The 19,185-nt window shown below is 69.6% G+C and carries 17 protein-coding genes; 7 read left to right on the plus strand and 10 right to left on the minus strand.

Translation table 11 applies throughout. The annotated features are described in order from the left end of the window. Positions 1–60: 60 nt before the first annotated feature. Together SS2_RS08450 and pgl are read left to right on the plus strand one after the other, a co-directional pair. Positions 61–984 (plus strand): glucose-6-phosphate dehydrogenase assembly protein OpcA, encoded by a 924-nt coding sequence (locus SS2_RS08450; protein WP_066463010.1) that lies wholly within the window; start codon positions 61–63, stop codon positions 982–984. Then, positions 981–1,733: a 6-phosphogluconolactonase gene (gene pgl, locus SS2_RS08455; protein ID WP_066463012.1), complete on the plus strand. Its 753-nt coding sequence runs from the start codon at positions 981–983 to the stop codon at positions 1,731–1,733. The genes SS2_RS08450 and pgl overlap by 4 nt, the downstream gene beginning before the upstream one ends. An 85-nt stretch (positions 1,734–1,818) precedes the next feature. Here the strand turns inward: pgl and SS2_RS08460 are convergent, their stop codons facing one another. The 9 genes from SS2_RS08460 to uvrC all read right to left on the minus strand — a co-directional run bounded on the left by SS2_RS08460 (position 1,819) and on the right by uvrC (position 11,190). Then, complete coding sequence (locus tag SS2_RS08460; RefSeq protein ID WP_066463014.1) at positions 1,819–2,166, minus strand: RNA polymerase-binding protein RbpA; 348 nt, start codon at positions 2,164–2,166, stop codon at positions 1,819–1,821. 27 nt (positions 2,167–2,193) lie between these two features. Then, positions 2,194–2,448, minus strand: coding sequence for a preprotein translocase subunit SecG (secG, locus tag SS2_RS08465; protein ID WP_066463015.1), 255 nt, complete (start codon positions 2,446–2,448; stop codon positions 2,194–2,196). 185 nt (positions 2,449–2,633) lie between these two features. Next, positions 2,634–3,416 (minus strand): triose-phosphate isomerase, encoded by a 783-nt coding sequence (gene tpiA / locus SS2_RS08470; RefSeq protein WP_066463017.1) that lies wholly within the window; start codon positions 3,414–3,416, stop codon positions 2,634–2,636. Positions 3,417–3,462: 46 nt separating this feature from the next. Further along, the gene (locus SS2_RS08475) at positions 3,463–4,662 is read right to left on the minus strand and encodes a phosphoglycerate kinase (RefSeq protein WP_066463019.1); all 1,200 of its coding nucleotides are present in this window, start codon (positions 4,660–4,662) and stop codon (positions 3,463–3,465) included. Positions 4,663–4,790: 128 nt separating this feature from the next. Next, positions 4,791–5,795, minus strand: a complete 1,005-nt coding sequence (gap, locus tag SS2_RS08480; protein WP_066463021.1) for a type I glyceraldehyde-3-phosphate dehydrogenase — start codon at positions 5,793–5,795, stop codon at positions 4,791–4,793. 295 nt (positions 5,796–6,090) lie between these two features. After that, positions 6,091–7,071, minus strand: a complete 981-nt coding sequence (gene whiA / locus SS2_RS08485) for a DNA-binding protein WhiA (protein ID WP_066463024.1) — start codon at positions 7,069–7,071, stop codon at positions 6,091–6,093. 52 nt (positions 7,072–7,123) lie between these two features. After that, entirely contained in the window at positions 7,124–8,095 is a 972-nt protein-coding gene (locus tag SS2_RS08490) for a gluconeogenesis factor YvcK family protein (protein ID WP_066463026.1), read from the minus strand. Next, on the minus strand, positions 8,092–9,030 hold the full coding sequence (gene rapZ, locus SS2_RS08495; RefSeq protein ID WP_066463033.1) for an RNase adapter RapZ: 939 nt from the start codon (positions 9,028–9,030) through the stop codon (positions 8,092–8,094). The genes SS2_RS08490 and rapZ overlap by 4 nt, the downstream gene beginning before the upstream one ends. A 27-nt stretch (positions 9,031–9,057) precedes the next feature. Further along, positions 9,058–11,190 (minus strand): excinuclease ABC subunit UvrC, encoded by a 2,133-nt coding sequence (uvrC, locus tag SS2_RS08500; protein ID WP_066463035.1) that lies wholly within the window; start codon positions 11,188–11,190, stop codon positions 9,058–9,060. Positions 11,191–11,308: 118 nt separating this feature from the next. Here uvrC and SS2_RS08505 point away from each other — a divergent pair, with 118 nt between their 5' ends. The 3 genes from SS2_RS08505 (at position 11,309) to SS2_RS08515 (ending at position 13,449) form a co-directional block, all read left to right on the plus strand. Then, positions 11,309–11,815, plus strand: a complete 507-nt coding sequence (locus SS2_RS08505; protein WP_066463036.1) for an OsmC family protein — start codon at positions 11,309–11,311, stop codon at positions 11,813–11,815. A gap of 255 nt (positions 11,816–12,070) precedes the next feature. Continuing rightward, the gene (locus SS2_RS08510) at positions 12,071–12,541 is read left to right on the plus strand and encodes a DUF6318 family protein (RefSeq protein WP_066463037.1); all 471 of its coding nucleotides are present in this window, start codon (positions 12,071–12,073) and stop codon (positions 12,539–12,541) included. Between the two features lie 236 nt (positions 12,542–12,777). Then, on the plus strand, positions 12,778–13,449 hold the full coding sequence (locus SS2_RS08515; RefSeq protein WP_066463042.1) for a hypothetical protein: 672 nt from the start codon (positions 12,778–12,780) through the stop codon (positions 13,447–13,449). 84 nt (positions 13,450–13,533) lie between these two features. Here the strand turns inward: SS2_RS08515 and uvrA are convergent, their stop codons facing one another. Then, entirely contained in the window at positions 13,534–16,473 is a 2,940-nt protein-coding gene (gene uvrA / locus SS2_RS08520) for an excinuclease ABC subunit UvrA (protein ID WP_066463272.1), read from the minus strand. Between the two features lie 135 nt (positions 16,474–16,608). Here uvrA and SS2_RS08525 point away from each other — a divergent pair, with 135 nt between their 5' ends. Both SS2_RS08525 and SS2_RS08530 read left to right on the plus strand, forming a co-directional pair. Further along, positions 16,609–18,453 (plus strand): glycoside hydrolase family 15 protein, encoded by a 1,845-nt coding sequence (locus tag SS2_RS08525; RefSeq protein WP_157607263.1) that lies wholly within the window; start codon positions 16,609–16,611, stop codon positions 18,451–18,453. Then, a complete protein-coding gene (locus tag SS2_RS08530; protein WP_066463045.1) occupies positions 18,450–19,178 on the plus strand; it encodes an MBL fold metallo-hydrolase in 729 nt (242 codons plus the stop codon). Before SS2_RS08525 ends, SS2_RS08530 begins: the two co-directional genes overlap by 4 nt. The last annotated feature ends 7 nt before the right edge of the window (positions 19,179–19,185 follow it).

The following is a 19,185-nucleotide window of genomic DNA, read 5'->3' on the forward strand; positions in this document are numbered from 1 at the left end:
GGCCCGCACCCGCCCGCCGACCCCTTCGCCGACCCGCAGCCCTGAGAGGGACGACCACACGTGATCATCACCATGCCTGAGACCACGGCCAGCGCCGTGGCGAAACGTCTCATCAAGCTCCGCGAGGACGGCGGCGCGGTCGCCCTCGGCCGTGTCCTGACGCTCATCATCGTCGCCCACGAGTCGACCTTCGAGGAAGCGGTCGAGGCGGCCAACGACGCCAGCCGCGAGCACCCCTGCCGCATCCTCGTCATCGCGCCGGAGCCGGAGGCCACGACCAACCGCCTCGACGCCGAGATCCGGGTCGGCGGGGACGCCGGTGCGAGCGAGGTCATCATCCTGCGCCCCTCACCGGTGGTCGCCGAGCACCCGGACACCCTCGTCACCGCGCTGCTGCTGCCGGACGCGCCGATCGTGGTGTGGTGGCCGCACGAGTTCCCGGACAGCCCGGCGAACGACCTCGTCGGCTCGATGGCCAAGATCCGCATCACCGACGCGCTGCGCAACGCGGACCCTGTCGAGTCCCTGAAGACCCTGCGCTCGCACCACCAGCCCGGTGACATCGACCTCGCGTGGACCCGGGTCACCGTGTGGCGCGGCCTCCTCGCCGCGACGCTGGACCAGGCTCCCTTCGAGTCCGTGACCGAGGCCGTCGTCGAGGGCGACGAGTCCCACCCCTCGGTCGACCTCCTCGCCGCGTGGCTCGCCCAGCGCCTGCGCTGCCCGGTGAAGATCGCCCGCCAGACCTCGGCCAACGCGATCACCAAGGTCATCCTGCGCCGCAAGTCCGGGGAGATCGTCCTGGAGCGCCCGGACGGCCGGATCGCCACCCTGTCCCAGCCCGGGCAGCCGGCCCACCGCATCGCCCTGCCCGTCCGTGAGCTGCGCGAGTGCCTCTCGGAGGAGCTGCGCCGCCTGGACCCCGACGACGTCTACGGTGAGGTCCTGTCCAAGGGCCTGGCCCGGGTGGAGGTGACCGCATGAGCGGCCAGCGTCTCGTCGTGGTCCACCCCGACGCTCAGGTGCTCGCGCAGGCTGCCGCAGCGCGCCTGCTCACCCGGGTGCTCGACCTGCAGTCCGTGCACTCCCCCGTGCACCTCGTCCTCACCGGCGGCACCGTGGGCATCGCGATGCTCGCCGCGGTGGCGACCAACCCGGTCCGCGACGCGGTCGACTGGTCCGGGGTGCACCTGTGGTGGGGCGACGAGCGCTTCCTGCCCGACGGCGACCCGGACCGCAACGAGACCCAGGCCCGGCGCGCGCTGCTCGACCACCTGACCACGCTGCCGGCCGAGAACGTCCACCCGATGCCGGCCGCCGACGGCACGCTCACGGTGGAGGCTGCTGCTGAGCGCTACGCCGGCGAGCTGGCCGCCTTCGCTCCCGAGGGCGAGCAGGCTCCGGTCTTCGACGTGACGCTGCTGGGCATGGGCCCCGACGCGCACGTCGCCTCCCTGTTCCCGGGTCACCCGGCCCTCGAGGTGACCGGCGTGACGACCGTGGGGGTGCGCAGCTCACCGAAGCCGCCGCCCGAGCGCGTCTCGCTCACGGTCGAGACGATCCAGGCCTCGCGCGAGGTGTGGATCGTGGCCGCCGGCGCGGAGAAGGCCCAGGCCGTGGCGGACGGGCTGGCCGGCGACCCGGCCGCACCGGTCTCTGCTGCTGTGGGCACCGCGGTCACGCTGTGGCTGCTCGACTCGGCTGCTGCCGCTCAGGACGTCACGCTGGCCTGAGCGTTCACGGACAGGTCTGCGACAACGACGAAGGCCGCCAGGTGCGAGAGCATCTGGCGGCCTTCTGCGTGTCAGCAGCGTCGGGTCAGCGACCTCGGCGGGCGCGCAGCGCCGCGAGGGCCTCGGCGAGGAGGGCGTCGCCGTCCTCGACACTGCGCCGCTCCTTCACGTAGGCGAGGTGCGTCTTGTACGGCTCGTTGTGGTGCTTGCTCGGGGGATTCTCCCGGTCCTGGCCGGCTGGGCAACCGCACCGCGTGCAGTCCCAGAGCTCGGGCGCCTGCGCGCCGGACTCGATCGAGAAGCTCGGGCGGGTCTCGTGCGCGTTGGCGCAGAAGTACGACACGAAGAACCGGGGCGCGGTGGTCCCGCGCTCGGCCTCGCCCATGGGTCCAGCGCCTACACGCGATCCGCGGATCGCACTACCACCAGCCACGACAGCTCCAGCAAGAGAAGGGACAGGTCACCCGAGGGCGGGTGAAGCCTTTTGGATCAGACCGAGCAGCACGACGGCGGCGAACCACACGAGGGCGAAGCCGATCGTCAGGCGGTTGAGGTTGCGCTCGGCCACGCCCGAGCTGCCCACGCTGCTCGAGACACCTCCACCGAACATGTCCGACAGTCCCCCGCCCTTGCCCTTGTGCAGCAGGATGAGCAGGATCAGGAGGGCGCTCGTGAGCACGAGGACCACGTTCAGGGCGATACGCAAGATGTCCACAGAATCGTTCTTTCTTTCTCTCGGTGGCATTTCCGCACGAGGCGAAAACCGTGACGCACAACACTGTCCGCGCTGGGGTCAAGAATAGGCCACTTCTCAGGTGCCCACGCACATGGCCCACCGATACCGAGGTATCGGTGGGCCATGGAGGGCCGGTCATGTCATCGACGCGACCGGGTGGAGTCTCAGCCCTGGTAGCCCGCGATCTTCGCGAACTCTTCGGGGTCCAGGCTCGCGCCGCCCACGAGGGCGCCGTCGACGTCGGTCTCCTTCATGAGCTCGGCGATCGAGGAGGACTTGACCGAACCGCCGTAGAGCACGCGGACGGCGTCGGCCACCTCGGCCGAGTACAGCTCGGCCAGGCGGGTGCGGATGGCTCCGGCAACCTCCTGGGCGTCCTGCGGGGTGGCGACCTCGCCGGTGCCGATGGCCCAGACGGGCTCGTAGGCGATGACGACCTTGGCCGCGTCCTCGGCCGAGAAGCCGGCGAGGGCGCCGTCAACCTGGGCGAGGGTGTAGGAGACCTGGTCCCCGGCCTTGCGGATGTCCAGGGCCTCACCGACGCAGATGATCGGGATGATGCCGTGGGCGAGGGCGTTCTTCGACTTGGCGTTGACGAGCGCGTCGTCCTCGTTGTGGTACTGACGACGCTCGGAGTGACCGACCGCGACGTACTTCACGCCGAGCTTGCTCAGGAACACCGGTGAGATCTCGCCGGTGTACGCGCCGGAGACGTGCTGGGAGACGTCCTGGGCGCCGTAGCTCAGCTCGAGCTGGTCGGCGTCGACGAGGGTCTGCACGCTGCGCAGGTCCGTGAACGGGACGAGCACGGTGACCTCGACGGCCGAGAAGTCGTGCTTGGCGTCCTTGAGGGACCAGGCGAGCTTCTGCGTGAGCTGGATCGCCTCCTGGTGGTCCTTGTTCATCTTCCAGTTACCCGCGATGAGCGGGGTACGGGCGTTAGCCATGGTGTGGTTCTACCTTCTTCGTCGGTGCGTCAGGGGTGGGCGTACGTCAGGAGTCGAGGACGGCGATGCCGGGCAGCGACTTGCCCTCGAGGAACTCCAGGCTCGCGCCACCACCGGTGGAGATGTGGCTGAAGCCATCCTCGTCGAAGCCGAGGATGCGCACGGCCGCGGCCGAGTCGCCGCCGCCGACGATCGAGAAGGCGCCGTTGGCGGTCGCGTCCACGAGAGCCTGCGCGACGGCACGGGTGCCACCGGAGAACGCCTCGAACTCGAACACGCCGGCCGGGCCGTTCCAGACCACGGTCTTGGCATCGACGATCTTGGATGCGAAGAGCTTCTGCGACTCGGGGCCGATGTCCAGGCCGATCTTGCCGTCGGGGATGGCGTCCGCGGGGACGACCTCGGCGGGCGAGTCAGCCTTGAACTCGCTCGCAACGATGATGTCGGTCGGCAGGACGATCTCCACGCCGGCCTTCTCGGCGTCGGCCAGGTAGCCCTTGACGGTCTCGATCTGGTCGATCTCCAGGAGGGAGTTGCCGACTGAGTAGCCCTTGGCCGCGAGGAAGGTGAAGACCATCCCGCCACCGATGAGCAGACGGTCAGCCTTGGTGATGAGGTTCGCGATGACGCCGAGCTTGTCGGAGACCTTGGAGCCGCCGAGCACGACGACGTAGGGACGCGCCGGGTTCTCGGTGGCCTTCTTCAGCGACTCGACCTCCTTGAGGACGAGCGCGCCGACTGCGGACGGCAGCACCTGGGCGATGTCGTAGACCGACGCCTGCTTGCGGTGCACGACGCCGAAGCCGTCGGAGACGTAGAAGTCCGCGAGCTCGGCGAGGTCAGCAGCCAGGCTGGCACGCTCGGCGTCGACCTTGGAGGTCTCGCGCGGGTCGAAGCGGATGTTCTCGAGCAGAGCGACCTCGCCGTCGCCGAGGGCCGCGACGGTCGCCTTGGCGGACTCGCCGACGGTGTCCTTGGCCAGCGTCACCGGTGCGCCGAGCAGCTCACCCAGGCGTGCGGCCACGGGGGCGAGGGAGTACTTGTCCTCAGGAGCGCCCTTGGGACGGCCCAGGTGCGCGGTCACGATGACCTTCGCGCCGGCGTCGACCAGGGACTTGAGGGTGGGGAGGGCTGCGCGGATGCGGCCGTCATCGGTGATGGTCGTGCCGTCGAGCGGCACGTTGAAGTCAGAGCGGACGAGCACGCGCTTGCCGCGCAGGTCGCCGAGGTCCTCGATCGTCTTCATGAATACTCCAAGCTCAGGGGGCGGACATGCGAACGTCCGCGTGAGTGACGACTGCCGGTTGGCTCATCACTCACGCGGACGCTTCATCAACTACGGGTTCTCACCCGAAGATCATCGCTGCGCGAGGATCAGAGCTTCTCGCCGACGAGGACGGTGAGGTCCACGAGACGGTTGGAGTAGCCCCACTCGTTGTCGTACCAGGAGACGACCTTGACCTGGTCGCCGATGACCTTGGTGAGGCCGGCGTCGAAGATGCTCGAGGCCGGGTCCGTCACGATGTCGGAGGAGACGAGCGGGTCTTCGGTGTAGACGAGGATGCCCTTGAGGGGGCCCTCGGCTGCAGCCTTGATCGCTGCGTTGACGGACTCGACCGTGACCTCCTTGGAGGCGGTGAAGGTGAGGTCCGTGGCGGAGCCGGTGGGCACGGGGACGCGGAGCGCGTAGCCGTCGAGCTTGCCCTTGAGCTGCGGGAGGACGAGCGCCACGGCCTTGGCCGCACCGGTCGAGGTCGGGACGATGTTGATCGCTGCTGCGCGGGCGCGGCGGAGGTCCTTGTGGGGGCCGTCCTGCAGGTTCTGGTCACCGGTGTAGGCGTGGATCGTGGTCATGAGACCACGCTCGATGCGGAAGGCCTCGTCGAGGACCTTGGCCATCGGGGCCAGGCAGTTCGTGGTGCACGACGCGTTGGAGATGATGTGCATCGTCGCGGGGTCGTAGTCGCCCTCGTTGACACCGATGACGAAGGTGCCGTCCTCGTTGCTCGCGGGAGCGGAGATGATGACCTTCTTGGCGCCGGCCTCGATGTGAGCCTTTGCCTTCGTGGCGTCGGTGAAGAAACCGGTCGACTCGATGACGATGTCGGCACCCAGGGCGCCCCAAGGCAGGTCTGCCGGGTTGCGCTCGGCCAGGGCCTTGATCTTCTTGCCGTTGACGGAGATCGAGTCGTCGTCGAAGGTCACGTCTGCGTCGAGACGACCCAGGACAGAGTCGTACTTGAGCAGGTGCGCAAGGGTCTTGTTGTCCGTGAGGTCGTTGACACCGACGATCTCGATGTCTGCACCAGACGCAAGGATTGCGCGGAAGAAGTTACGTCCAATACGACCGAAGCCGTTGATTCCGACGCGGATGGTCACTATGCCCTCCTCGGGGCGCGCCGGACGAACCGACGCACGGTTGTTGACGAACGTCACGTACGTCAGCGTACGTTGGTGAAATGTCGGTTTCTCCGCTGCCCGCGAGCCGTCTCCGACTTGCGCAGGCTTCGTGTGAACCCGACCACTTGAGCCTATACCCCCACGGCGGTTTGTGTGAGGACCATCGTCCCTGTGAGACGGCCATGCCGTCCGGAATGTCTGGTGTGCACCGACCGCGGTCGCGACTCTCCGCGCTCAGCGGAACTCACGCAGGTCAGGGCAGAGGCTGGACTGCTCAGAGGTCGAGAAGATCCGGGCTCAGGCCCGCCTCGGTGTCGGGGATGCCCAGTTCCTCCGCGCGCTTGTCTGCGGTCGCGAGCAGACGGCGGATGCGCCCGGCGACGGCGTCCTTGGTCAGCGGCGGGTCTGCCAGCTGGCCGAGCTCCTCGAGGGAAGCCTGCTTGTGCGCCAGACGCAGCTCGCCCGCCTGACGCAGGTGCTCGGGCAGGTCGGCGCCCAGGATCTCGAAGGCCCGTTCCACCCGCGCGCCGGCGGCCACCGCCGCGCGCGCCGAGCGGCGCAGGTTCGCGTCGTCGAAGTTCGCCAGGCGGTTCGCCGTCCCACGGACCTCACGACGCTGGCGCCGCTCCTCCCACACCTTGACGGTGTCGTGCGCGCCGAGGCGCGTGAGCAGCGTGCCGATCGCCTCGCCGTCGCGGATGACCACCCGGTCCACGCCGCGGACCTCACGGGCCTTGGCGGTGATGCCCAGGCGGCGAGCGGCGCCCACGAGGGCGAGCGCTGCCTCAGGTCCGGGGCAGGTGACCTCCAGGGCCGAGGACCGACCCGGCTCGGTGAGCGAGCCGTGGGCGAGGAAGGCGCCGCGCCAGGCGGCCTCCGCCTCGGCGATGCCGGCCGAGACGACCTGCGGCGGCAGGCCGCGCACCGGACGGCCACGGCTGTCCAGCAGCCCCGTCTGACGAGCCAGTGACTCTCCGTCCTTGGCCACCCGGATGACGTACCGGCTGCCGCGGCGGATGCCGCCGGCAGAGACGACGATGATCTCGCTGGTGTGCCCGTACACCTCGGAGATCGCCTGTCGGAGCCGACGGGCAGCGATCGCGGTGTCCAGCTCCGCCTCGATGACGATCCGCCCGGAGACCAGGTGCAGTCCCCCGGCGAACCGGAGCAGCGAAGAGACCTCGGCCTTGCGGCAGGAGGTCTTCTCGATCGGAAGTCGGGCCAGTTCGTCTTTCACCTGAGCAGTGAGCGCCATGGAGGCAATCCTGCCATCCAATCCAGGTGCCGAATCACCGCCCCCGGGTTCCTCAGCTGCTGGGTGTGCCCACGTCACCGAGGAAGTTGTCGAAGACGTCCCGATAGGCGGCGGCCAGCCGGAGCGGGTCGTGACGGGCAGTCCCGTCCCCGCGGCGCACCTGGCGCATGAGCAGCCGAGCGCCCATCCGCTCCACCTCCGCGACGAGCACCTCCGGGTCGTCGACGGCGGACGGGTCGGCCAGCACGGCGTCGATCCGCAGGTTCGGTGCGTGCTCGTAGAGCGCTTGCAGGTGCTCTACGACGGTCATCCCGTGCGTCTCGTTCGTATCCGTGGCGAGGTTGAGGGTCAGGCACCGGCGGCCCTTGGTCGTGTGCAGCGCCTCCGCCAGCTCAGGAACCAGCAGGTGCGGCATCACCGAGGAGAACCACGAGCCCGGCCCCAGGATCACCCAGTCCGCATCCATGACCGCGGTCACCGCGTCAGGGTGAGCGGGAGGGTCCGCCGGGATGAGCCGGATGCGCTCCACCCGACCGTCGGTCGCGCCGACGGCCGACTGCCCCACGATCGTGCGGATCTGGCCGTCGACGACGAGGTCCGCCTCGATGGACAGCGGGACCGAGGACATCGGCAGGACCCGCCCGCGAGCGCCGAGGAGCTCGCCCACCAGGTCGAGGCCCTCGACGCAGTCCCCGAGCAGCTCCCACAGCGCGACGATGAGCAGGTTGCCCACCGCGTGCTGGTTGAGGTCCCCGTCGGAGGTGAAGCGGTGCTGGAGCACGTCGCGCCAGGTGCGGCCCCAGTCGGAGTCGTCGCACAGGGCCGCGAGCGCCATCCGCAGGTCACCAGGCGGGAGCACCCCGAGCTCGGAGCGCAGCCGACCGGAGGACCCGCCGTCGTCGGCCACGGTGACCACGGCGGCGAGCGAGCCGGACATCAGCCGCAGGGCAGACAGGCTCGCCGAGAGCCCGTGCCCTCCCCCGAGCGCGACCACCGACGGATTGTCGAGTGATCCCACGCTCATTCCTTCCCGAGGTCCCGGGCCGTCACCGCGACCGGGTGGCCCAGGTCCCGCAGGGCCTGGGCGATGGCCTCGCTCACCGCGACCGAGCGGTGCTTGCCGCCGGTGCACCCGATGGCGATGGTGACGTAGCGCTTCTCCTCGCTGAGGTAGCCGTCCAGCACCGGTTCCAGGGCCGCGACGTACCGGGAGATGAATTCCTTCGCACCGGGCAGCCCCAGGACGAAGTCACGCACCGGGGCGTCGCGTCCGGTGAGGTGGCGCAGCTCGGTGATCCAGTACGGGTTGGACAGGAAGCGCATGTCGACGACGTGGTCGGCGTCCAGGGGGATGCCGTACTTGAAGCCGAAGGACACGACGTTGATCCGCAGGTTCTCGTGCTTGGCCTCGGCCACCGACTTGCGCACCTCGCGGGCGAGGTCGTGGACGTTGAGGTCCGAGGTGTCGATGAGGACGTCGGCGCGCGTGCGCATGGCCCCGAGGAGCTGTCGCTCGATCTCGATGCCGTCCAGGACCCGGCCCTCCCCCTGGAGCGGGTGCGGGCGGCGCACCTGCTCGAAGCGGCGCACCAGGACCTCGTCGGAGGCGTCCAGGAAGAGGATCCGGTACTGGATCCCTCGCTTGCGGAAGCGGGTGAGCACATCGGTGAGGTCGTTGAAGAACTCACGGCCGCGCACGTCCACGACGGCGCCGACGCGGGTGATCGACGACCCGGACCGGGTCATCATGTCGACGAGCGGGACGAGCATCTTGGGCGGCAGGTTGTCCACGACGTACCAGTCGAGGTCCTCCAGGACCATCGCTGCCCGGGACCGCCCGGCCCCGGACATGCCGGTGATGATGAGGACCTCGCTGGTCGGTGGTTCTGGCGGGTGGGTCACAGCTTCGACTGCGGGGATCCCCTGCGGGACGGTCATCGGAGCAGACTCTTCACTCATAGCCCTAGCATGCCAGGCATCGGGAGGTCAGTGTGCCTCGTCCGACCCGGCGGAGACCGGCGAGGCGGCAGCGTCTGCGCTGGCAGGCGCCTCGGCGCTAGCGGGTGAGTCGGCGCTAGCGGGCGCGTCGGCGCTAGCAGGTGCTTCGGTGCTGGCTGGCGCTGCGCCTGCCGGGCGTAGCGCTGCCACGACGGCCTCCGCGGTGCGCTGACCCATCCCCGGGACGGTGACGATCTCCTCCACCGTGGCCGCCCGCAGCCGCTTGAGCGACCCGAAGTGGCGCAGCAGCGCGCTCTTGCGCGCAGGACCGAGCCCAGGGATGTCGTCGAGCGCGGAGACGGTCATCCCCTTGCCGCGCTTGGCACGGTGGGCGTTGATCGCGAAGCGGTGCGCCTCGTCACGGACCCGCTGCAACAGGTACAGCCCCTCGGAGGACCGCTGCAGGATGACCGGGTACTCCTCCCCCGGCACCCAGACCTCCTCCAGCCGCTTGGCCAGGCCGCACAGCGCGACGTCGACCACGCCGAGGTCGGCCAGCGCCTGGGCGGCGGCCGCGACCTGGGGCGGCCCGCCGTCGACGACGACGAGGTTGGGCGGGTAGGCGAAACGGCGGCGCTGAGCGCCGTCGCCGGCCTTGTCCTCGTCCGCGACCTCCGGGCCCACCTCGCCGGAGGTCCGCTCGACGACCGACTCGAGCTCCAGCTCTCCGGAGGCGGACCGGTCGGTGAGGTACCGCTTGAACCGTCGGGTGATGACCTCGTACATCGCTGCGGTGTCGTCGCGCGCGCCGTCGCCCTCCGGGCCGCGGATGTGGAAGGTCCGGTACTCGCTCTTGCGCGGCAGCCCGTCCTCGAAGACCACCATCGAGGCGGCCTGGTAGGTGCCCATGGTCGTGGAGATGTCGTAGCACTCGATGCGCAGCGGGGCGCTGTCGAGGCCGAGCGCCTCCTGGATCTCACGCAGCGCCAGGCTACGGGTGGTGAGGTCGCCGGCCCGCCGCGTGCGGTGCAGGGCGAGGGCGTGCTCAGCGTTCTTGCGCACCGTCTCGGCGAGCTCGCGCTTATCCCCGCGCTGAGGGACGCGCACGTCGACCTTCGCCCCGCGCAGCCCGGTGAGCCAGGCGGCCACCTCCTCGGTGTCGGTCGGCAGGACCGGCACGAGGACCTCGCGCGGGACCAGCCCGCTGTCTCGGGCGGCGGCGAGATCGCCTCCCGCGTTCTCGTCGGCAGAGCCGTAGACCTGCTGGAGCAGGTGCTCGACGAGGTCCGCGTCGGTGACGTCCTCGACCTTCTCCACGACCCAGCCACGCTGGCCGCGGATGCGTCCGCCGCGCACGTGGAAGACCTGGACTGCGGCCTCGAGCTCGTCCCCGACGAGGGCGAAGATGTCCGCGTCCGTGCCGTCGTCGAGCACGACGGCGTTCTTCTCCATGGCGCGCTGCAGGGCCTGGATGTCGTCGCGCAGCCGTGCGGCCTGCTCGTACTCCATGTTCTGGGCAGCGATCGACATCTCGTCGGTGAGACGCCGCACGAACTTGCCCGTGTCCCCGGCCATGAAGGCGCAGAAGTCCTCGGCAAGGGCCCGGTGGGCATCCTGGGTGATCCGCCCGACGCAGGGCGCGGAGCACTTGTCGATGTAGCCGAGCAGGCACGGGCGGCCGGACTGCTGGGCGCGCCGGTAGACCCCTGCTGAGCAGGTGCGGATGGGGAAGACCCGCAGCAGGAGGTCGAGGGTCTCGCGGATCGCCCAGGCGTGCGGGAAGGGCCCGAAGTACCGGGTTCCGGAGCGCTTGGCGCCGCGCATGACCTGGGCGCGGGGGACGGACTCCCCCATCGTCACCGCGAGGTAGGGGTAGGACTTGTCGTCGCGGTACTTGACGTTGAAGCGCGGGTCGAACTCCTTGATCCAGGAGTACTCCAGGGCCAGGGCCTCGACCTCGGTGCCCACGACCGTCCACTCCACCGACGCGGCGGTGGTGACCATCGACTGGGTGCGCGGGTGCAGCGCTGACAGGTCCTGGAAGTAGTTGGCGAGCCGGGCGCGCAGGTTCTTGGCCTTGCCCACGTAGATGACCCGGCCGTGCTCGTCACGGAAGCGGTAGACGCCGGGGGTGGTCGGGATCTCCCCCGGGGCAGGTCGGTAGGTTGCTGGATCGGCCATGCCAAGGAGCCTAGTTCAGAGGGCTGACAGCGACCGCTGCCTCTCCGGCGGACGGCGCGCGACACGCACGTAGTGTGATCGCTGTCACATTCGTCTCGCTGCGGCTACGGTGTGGGACATGGGCGCATTCCACTCCTACACCACAGCCATCACCTGGACCGGCGCGGGCGCGGAGGGGACCGCCAGCTACACGAGCTACTCCCGTGACCACATCGTCGGCGCGGCCGGCAAGGCGGACATCCTCGCCAGCGCGGACCCCGCCTTCCGTGGGGACCCGGCCCGGCACACCCCCGAGGACCTCTTCGTGGCGAGCCTCGCGCAGTGCCACATGCTGTGGTTCCTGCACATGGCAGCCAGCTCCGGGGTGGTCGTGCGGTCCTACACCGACACCGCGGTGGGCACCATGCGCGTGGAGTCCGCCGGCGCCGGACAGTTCACCGAGATCGAGCTGCACCCGCACGTCATCATCGACGACGACGACGCCCCCGGACGCGACGCGCTCGTCGCCGGGCTGCACGAGCGGGCCCACGCTCACTGCTTCATCTCACGGTCGGTGAACTTTCCCGTCTACATCATCCCGGTGGTGCGCTCCTCGGTCGGGGCTAGCCAGGCACCCACGGACTGACTCCGCGCGCCGTGACCTGGGGCCGGGCCGTCCACAGGTCACGACATAACGTGCCGCGATGCCGCTTGCGGCCGTAATGTCGGCCACATGACTTTTCGGAGGATGCGACGCGGCCCCTGGATGGCGCTGTGTGTTGGTGCCCTGCTGGTGGTGGCCGGGTGCGGTGACGGATCGTCGGCTGCGCCGTCGCCGAGCGGACCTGTGGAGACGACGACGCCGGCTCCCACGCCAGAGCCGTCCCAGGAAGCGGAGCCTGTGGCCACGGATCGCGCCGGCGAGCCGCTGGTGCCGCCGGACCGTCCTGCAGCCATGGACAACGACGACGAGGCCGGGGCGCAGGCTGCGGCCGAGTACTTCATCGAGCTCTATGGCTATGCGACCCGGAGCCAGGATCTGGAGGAGTTCACCGAGCTGTGTGACACAGCCAGCACGTTCTGTAGCGCAGTCATCAGCGAAGTGACGGGCGATGTCGCAGCGGGAGCAGTGACTGTTGGTGGCCAGACAGCGTTGACGACCACGGCGGTGGATCCTCCCGGAGATGATCCGTTCTACGTCGTGTGGGGAACGCAAGATCGCGCACCGTTTACCGCCTTCTCAGCCGATGGATCCGTCATCTACGAGTCAGCGGGTGATCAGGGACTCGACGTCGCAGTCGTCATCGAACATCAGCCTGACAACACCTGGATCGTCCGTGAAGGGCTTGCCGGGGTGGTGCCCTCGTCATGAAGTGGTACATCGTCGTGGCGTCGACCCTGCTCATCCTGCATTCTCCGGCGAACCTCAGTAGCCACCAGGCGCAGGCGATGGAGATGCGTGGCTCCTGTTCAGGAGGCGAGGTTCGGGACAGTGCGGCGAAGTTTGCGGACAAGTACCTGAATCTCAATGCACAGTCCACGACATCGACCACGGGGTGTGGCGCGCGTGCCCCGTCGTCGTCTCCGGCAGCCACAACACCCCCACCGGTGCTCATCACCAGGACCGAGACCTGCGAGGCCACGACGGCCTTGGGGATCGTCGGCGTCGCGGGAACCTGCATCGGACGGGCGGTCGCCGAGATGCAAGACTGCGACCCCACCCTCGGCTTCGAACTCGCCCCCACAGTCATCCAGACCCTCCAACCCGACGGCACCTACAGCAACCCCACCCTCAACTCCGTCGTCGCCTGCAACACCACCGACCCCGCACCCCTGGTCGTCACCGAAGCCGACTTCCGCACCCTGCCCCTGACCCCCTCCACCATCACCGTCGGACCACCCCACGGCTGGATCCCCGTCACCATGGCCACCATCGCCTACACCGACCCCCACCCCCAGACCCTCACCACCACCCTCCTGGGCCAACCCGTCACCATCCGCGCCACCCCCACCCACTACACCTGGGACTGGACCGACGGCACCCCACCCACCACCACCACCGACCCCGGCCACCCCTGGCCCCACCACACCCTCAGCCACACCTACACCACCACCGGCACCTACACCGTCACCATGACCACCACCTGGACCGGGGAATACTCCCTCGACAACGGGACCACCTACACCCCCATCACCGGCACCGCCACAACCACCACCACCGCCCCACCCCTGACCGTCCACGAGCTCCGCAGCCACCTCGTCGACACCCTCATCACCTGACACCACCCAGCACACGACAGCGCCACCCGGAGCGGTGCTCCGGGTGGCGCTGTCATGTGCTGCTGTCGTGCGTGGTGCGGTCCGCTACTCCTTGAACTTGGCGCGCGACCGGCTGGCCGGCTTCTTGGGCGCGGCCTTGACGGCTGCGGCCGCCTTGCGGGGCTTTCCGACAGGGACAGGCGCGTGCGCGGCGAGCACCGGGCCGAGGAACCGCCCGGTGTGGCTCGCCTCAACCGTCGCGACGTGCTCGGGGGTGCCCTCAGCAACCACCAGTCCGCCGCCAGAACCACCCTCCGGGCCCATGTCGATCACCCAGTCGGCATTCTTGATGACGTCCAGGTTGTGCTCAATGACCAGCACCGAGTTCCCCTTGTCGACGAGCGTCTGCAGCACCGCGAGGAGCTTGCGGATGTCCTCGAAGTGCAGGCCGGTGGTCGGCTCGTCGAGCACGTAGATGGTGCGCCCGGTCGACCGCTTCTGCAGCTCGCTGGCGAGCTTGACACGCTGAGCCTCACCACCGGAGAGCGTCGGGGCGGGCTGCCCCAGACGGACGTACCCGAGGCCGACGTCGACCAAGGTCTTGAGGTGGCGCGAGATCGCCGGGACCGCGGCGAAGAACTCCGCAGCCTCCTCGATCGGCATGTTGAGGACGTCGGCGACGGTCTTGCCCTTGAAGTGCACCTCGAGGGTCTCGCGGTTGTACCGCGCGCCGTGGCACACCTCGCACGGCACGTAGACGTCAGGCAGGAAGTTCATCTCGATCTTGATTGTGCCGTCGCCGGAGCAGGCCTCGCAGCGCCCGCCCTTGACGTTGAAGGAGAACCGTCCCGGCAGGTACCCGCGGACCTTCGCCTCGGTGGTCTCGGCGAAGAGCTTGCGCACGTGGTCCCACACGCCGGTGTAGGTGGCGGGGTTGGACCGCGGGGTACGCCCGATGGGCCCCTGGTCCACGTGCACCACCTTGTCGAGGTGCTCCAGGCCGGTGACCCTCTTGTGCCGCCCGGCGACCTGGCGGGCGCCGTTGAGCTCGTTGGCCAGCACGGTGTAGAGGATCGAGTTGACCAGCGTGGACTTGCCCGAGCCGGAGACCCCGGTCACCGCGGTGAGCACACCCAGCGGGAAGGACACGTCGATCCCGGTGAGGTTGTGCTCGCGGGCGCCGATGACGGTGAGCTGACGCGACCGGTCGATCGCGCGGCGCTCAGCCGGCATGGGGATCGACCGGCGCCCGGCCAGGTAGGCACCGGTGACGGAGTCCTTGGCCTCGAGCAGACCGGCGTAGTCGCCGGAGTGGACCACGTGTCCGCCGTGCTCCCCCGCGCCAGGACCGATGTCGACGATCCAGTCGGCGGCCCGGATGGTGTCCTCGTCGTGCTCGACGACGATGAGCGTGTTCCCCAGGTCCCGCAGCCGGGTGAGGGTCCCGATGAGACGGTGGTTGTCCCGCTGGTGCAGACCGATGCTCGGCTCGTCGAGGACGTAGAGCACCCCGACCAGGCCCGAGCCGATCTGCGTGGCGAGCCGGATGCGTTGCGCCTCCCCGCCGGACAGCGTGCCGGCCGGGCGCATGAGCGAGAGGTAGTCGAGCCCGACGTCGAGCAGGAAGCCCAGGCGGTCCTGGATCTCCTTGAGCACCTGCACGGCGATGGCGCGCTCACGCGCGCCCAGCTGGAGGTCGTTGAGGAAGTCCCGGCACTCGCGCAGCGGCAGCTCGCACACCTCGGCGATGGACTTGCCACCCACGCGGACGGCGAGGACCTCTGGCTTGAGCCGCGTGCCCTGGCAGACCGGGCACGGGACCTCACGCATGTAGGCCTCGTACTTCTCCTTCGACCACTCCGACTCGGTCTCGGAGTGACGACGCTCGAGGAAGGTCATGACGCCCTCGAAGCCCGTGGAGTACTGGCGCTCGCGTCCCCACCGGTTGCGGTACTTGACCTGGACCTCGTGGTCCTCGCCGAACAGCACGGCGTGGCGGGCACGCTCAGGCAGCGCACGCCAGGGCGTGTCCATGGAGAAGCCGAGGTCCGAGGCGAGGGCAGAGAGCACCCGGATGAAGTACTCCGAGGAGATCTGCGCCCACGGTGCCACGGCGCCCTCAGCGAGGGAGAGCTCCTCGTCGGGGACGACGAGCTCGGGGTCCACCTCCAGGCGCATGCCGATGCCGGTGCACTCCGGGCACGCGCCGTAGGGCGCGTTGAAGGAGAAGGTGCGCGGCTCGATCTCGTCGAGGGTGAGCACGTGGTCGTTGGGGCAGGCGCGGTGCTCGGAGAACCGGCGCTCGCGCTGAGGGTCGTCCGGGTCGGCGTCGACGAGCTCGACGACGACCAGACCGCCGGCGAGGCCGAGGGCGGTCTCGACCGAGTCGGTCAGACGCCGCTGGACGCCGTCGCGGGCGACGAGGCGGTCGATGACCACCTCGATCGTGTGCTTGAGCTTCTTCTCCAGCACGGGGGGCGAGGTGAGCTGGACAACCTCACCGTCCACCCGGGCGCGGGCGAAGCCCTTCGCCTGGAGCTCCTTGAAGAGGTCGGCGTACTCGCCCTTGCGGCCGCGCACCACCGGGGCCAGCACCTGGTAGCGGGTGCCCTCGGGCAGCTCGAGCAGCCGGTCGACGATCTGCTGAGGCGTCTGGGCGGTGACCCGCTCCCCGCAGACGGGGCAGTGCTGGGTGCCGGCGCGAGCGAAGAGCAGGCGCAGGTAGTCGTAGACCTCGGTGATCGTTCCCACCGTGGACCGCGGGTTGCGGTTCGTGGACTTCTGGTCGATCGAGACGGCCGGGGACAGGCCTTCGATGAAGTCGACGTCAGGCTTGTCCATCTGCCCGAGGAACTGCCGGGCGTAGGCGGACAGCGACTCGACGTAGCGGCGTTGGCCTTCGGCGAAGATCGTGTCGAAGGCGAGAGAAGACTTCCCTGAACCGGACAGACCGGTGAAGACGATCAGCTTGTCTCTGGGAAGGTCGAGGTCGACGTTGCGGAGGTTGTGCTCACGGGCACCTTGGACGACGAGGCGGTCACTCACCTGACCCATGGTAGGGCAGAAGCGCGCATACGTACACCTGTTCGACGTCCCGAATTCTGCGAGCCGGGGACCTGCACCGACACCCCACACCCGCCTCGACGTGCTCTGATGCAGACTCTCAGCCAGACTCGGAGAATGCCTCACGACGACTCCCATGCCACCCCGATCGCCGACTACGCCGTCCTGGGCGACGGTTTCTCCTGTGCGCTGGTCAGCCGCCACGGCTCTGTGGACTGGCTCTGCCTGCCCGACTTCGACTCCCCCGCCTGCTTCGCCGCCCTGCTCGGCACACCCGACAACGGACGATGGCTGCTCACCGTGCCCGACGCGCACACCGTGACCCGCAGCTACCGCGGCGACTCCTTCGTCCTGGAGACGACGTACACCTCTGCGACCGGACGCGCCCGCGTCGTCGACGTCATGCCCGCCGGCGACGGCCGGGCGGACCTCGTCCGCGAGATCACCGTGCTCGAGGGCACGGTGACGATCGAGCACGAGTGGGTGGTGCGGTTCGGCTACGGCGCCTACGAGCCGTGGGTGCACCGGATCGAGGACGACCACGCCAGCGGCCGCCACGCCATCCTGGCGATCTCCGGACCGGACGCGATCCTGCTGCGCGGCACCCGGCTCCCCCACGCCAGCGACCACCGCCACCACGACCGCTTCCAGGCGAGCGCGGGCGAGACCCTGACCTTCTCCTCGACATGGACCCCGTCCTGGGCCCCCACCCCGGAACCGCTGTCGGTGCCCGACCGGATCGCCGAGACTGCCGGGCTGTGGCACGACTGGGCGCGACGCTCGGACTACCGCGGCCCCCACCGCGAAGCCCTGGTCCGGTCGCTGCTCGTCCTGCGCCTGCTCACCAGCGTCAAGACCGGCGGCATCGTCGCCGCGGCCACCACCTCCCTGCCCGAGGAGATGGGCGGGGAACGCAACTGGGACTACCGCTTCTGCTGGCTCCGCGACGCGGCCATGACCCTCGAGGCGCTCCTGGAGTCCGGGTACCACGACGAGACCACCCAGTGGCGTGACTGGCTGCTGCGCGCCGTGGCCGGGAACCCCGACGACCTGCAGATCATGTACGGGATCGACGGGCGACGCGACCTCCCCGAGAGCGAGCTGGACCACCTGCCCGGATACGCGGGCTCGCGCCCGGTGCGGATCGGCAACGCGGCCGTCAACCAGGTGCAGAACGACGTGCTCGGCGAGGTCATGCTCGCCCTCGACATGGCACGTGACGCGGGACTGCATGACTCCGTGGACTCCTGGTCGCTGCAGCGCCACCTCGTCCAGGCCCTCATCTCCCACTGGGACCGGCCCGACCGTGGCATCTGGGAGGTCCGCGGACCCGAACGGGACTTTGTGCACTCCCGGGTGATGAGCTGGGTCGCCATCGACCGGGCGATCCGCGCCGTCGAGGTCCACGGGCTGCCAGGACCCGTCGAGGCCTGGAAGCAGGTCCGCGGCGAGATCCACGCCCAGGTGATGGAGCGCGGCTGGAACGAGGAGCTCGGGTCCTTCGTCCAGTACTACGGCGCCGGCCACACCGACGCCTCGCTGCTGCAGATGGCCCAGGTCGGCTTCCTCGACGCCACCGACCCGCGGTTCCTGGGGACCGTGGCCGCCATCCGCGCCACCCTCATGGACGACGCCGGGTTCACCAGGCGGTACGAGACCGAGCACACCGCGGACGGTCTGGCCGGCGACGAGTCGCCGTTCCTCGTCTGCTCCTTCTGGATGGTCGACGCCCTGGCGCGATCCGGCGACGTCGACGCCGCGAGCGACATGCTCGACCGGCTGGTCGCCTCCGCCAACGACCTCGGCCTCATGGCCGAACAGTTCGACGCCCAGGCGGACCGGATGACCGGTAACTTCCCCCAGGCCTTCTCCCACCTCGGCCTCGTGCGCGCGGTGCACAGCCTCGACCGTGCGGTCGCGGCCCGGGAGGCGTCCCTCGTCCCGTGCGAGGTGGGCTCATGACCTCCGACAAGCCCACCTCGGCCGCGGCACCGGACTACGACGGTCACGTCGTGGCAGGCGGCCCGACGGCGCTGCGCCGGCTCGACGACGTCGACATCCGCAAGGCGCAGGTCGGCCCGATGGGCAACAACGCCTACCTGCTCACGTGCCGGCGCACCGGTCATCAGGTGCTCATCGACGCCGCGGCGGACTCCGACCGGCTGCTCGACCTCGTCCGCGAGGGCTCCTCGTCGAGCGCGCTGGACCTCATCATCACGACCCACCACCATCGGGACCACCACGGCGCCCTGGAAGATCTCGTCGCGGTGACCGGCGCGCACACCGCCGCCGGCGCCCCGGACGCCGACGCCATCGGGGTGCCCATCAAGCATCGCCTGCTCCCCGGTGAGACTCTCGCCGTGGGATCCATCACCCTCGAGGTCATCGCGCTGCGCGGGCACACCCCCGGCTCGGTCGCCCTGCTGCTCACCGAGCCCGAGCAGGTGCACGAGCCCGGAGCAGTGGCCGGGCGAGCGCACCTGTTCACCGGCGACTCCCTCTTCCCCGGCGGCCTGGGCAACACCGAGCACGACCGGGCGCGGTTCGACCAGCTCTTCGAGGACGTCACGACGCAGGTCTTCGACCGCCTGCCCGACGACACGTGGGTGTACCCGGGGCACGGAGACGACACGACGCTGGGAGCCGAGCGCCCGCACCTGGACAGCTGGCAGGCGCGCGGCTGGTGACACACGA

This window comes from Sanguibacter suarezii NBRC 16159 (assembly GCF_001552735.1).
GTDB lineage: Bacteria > Actinomycetota > Actinomycetes > Actinomycetales > Cellulomonadaceae > Sanguibacter > Sanguibacter suarezii.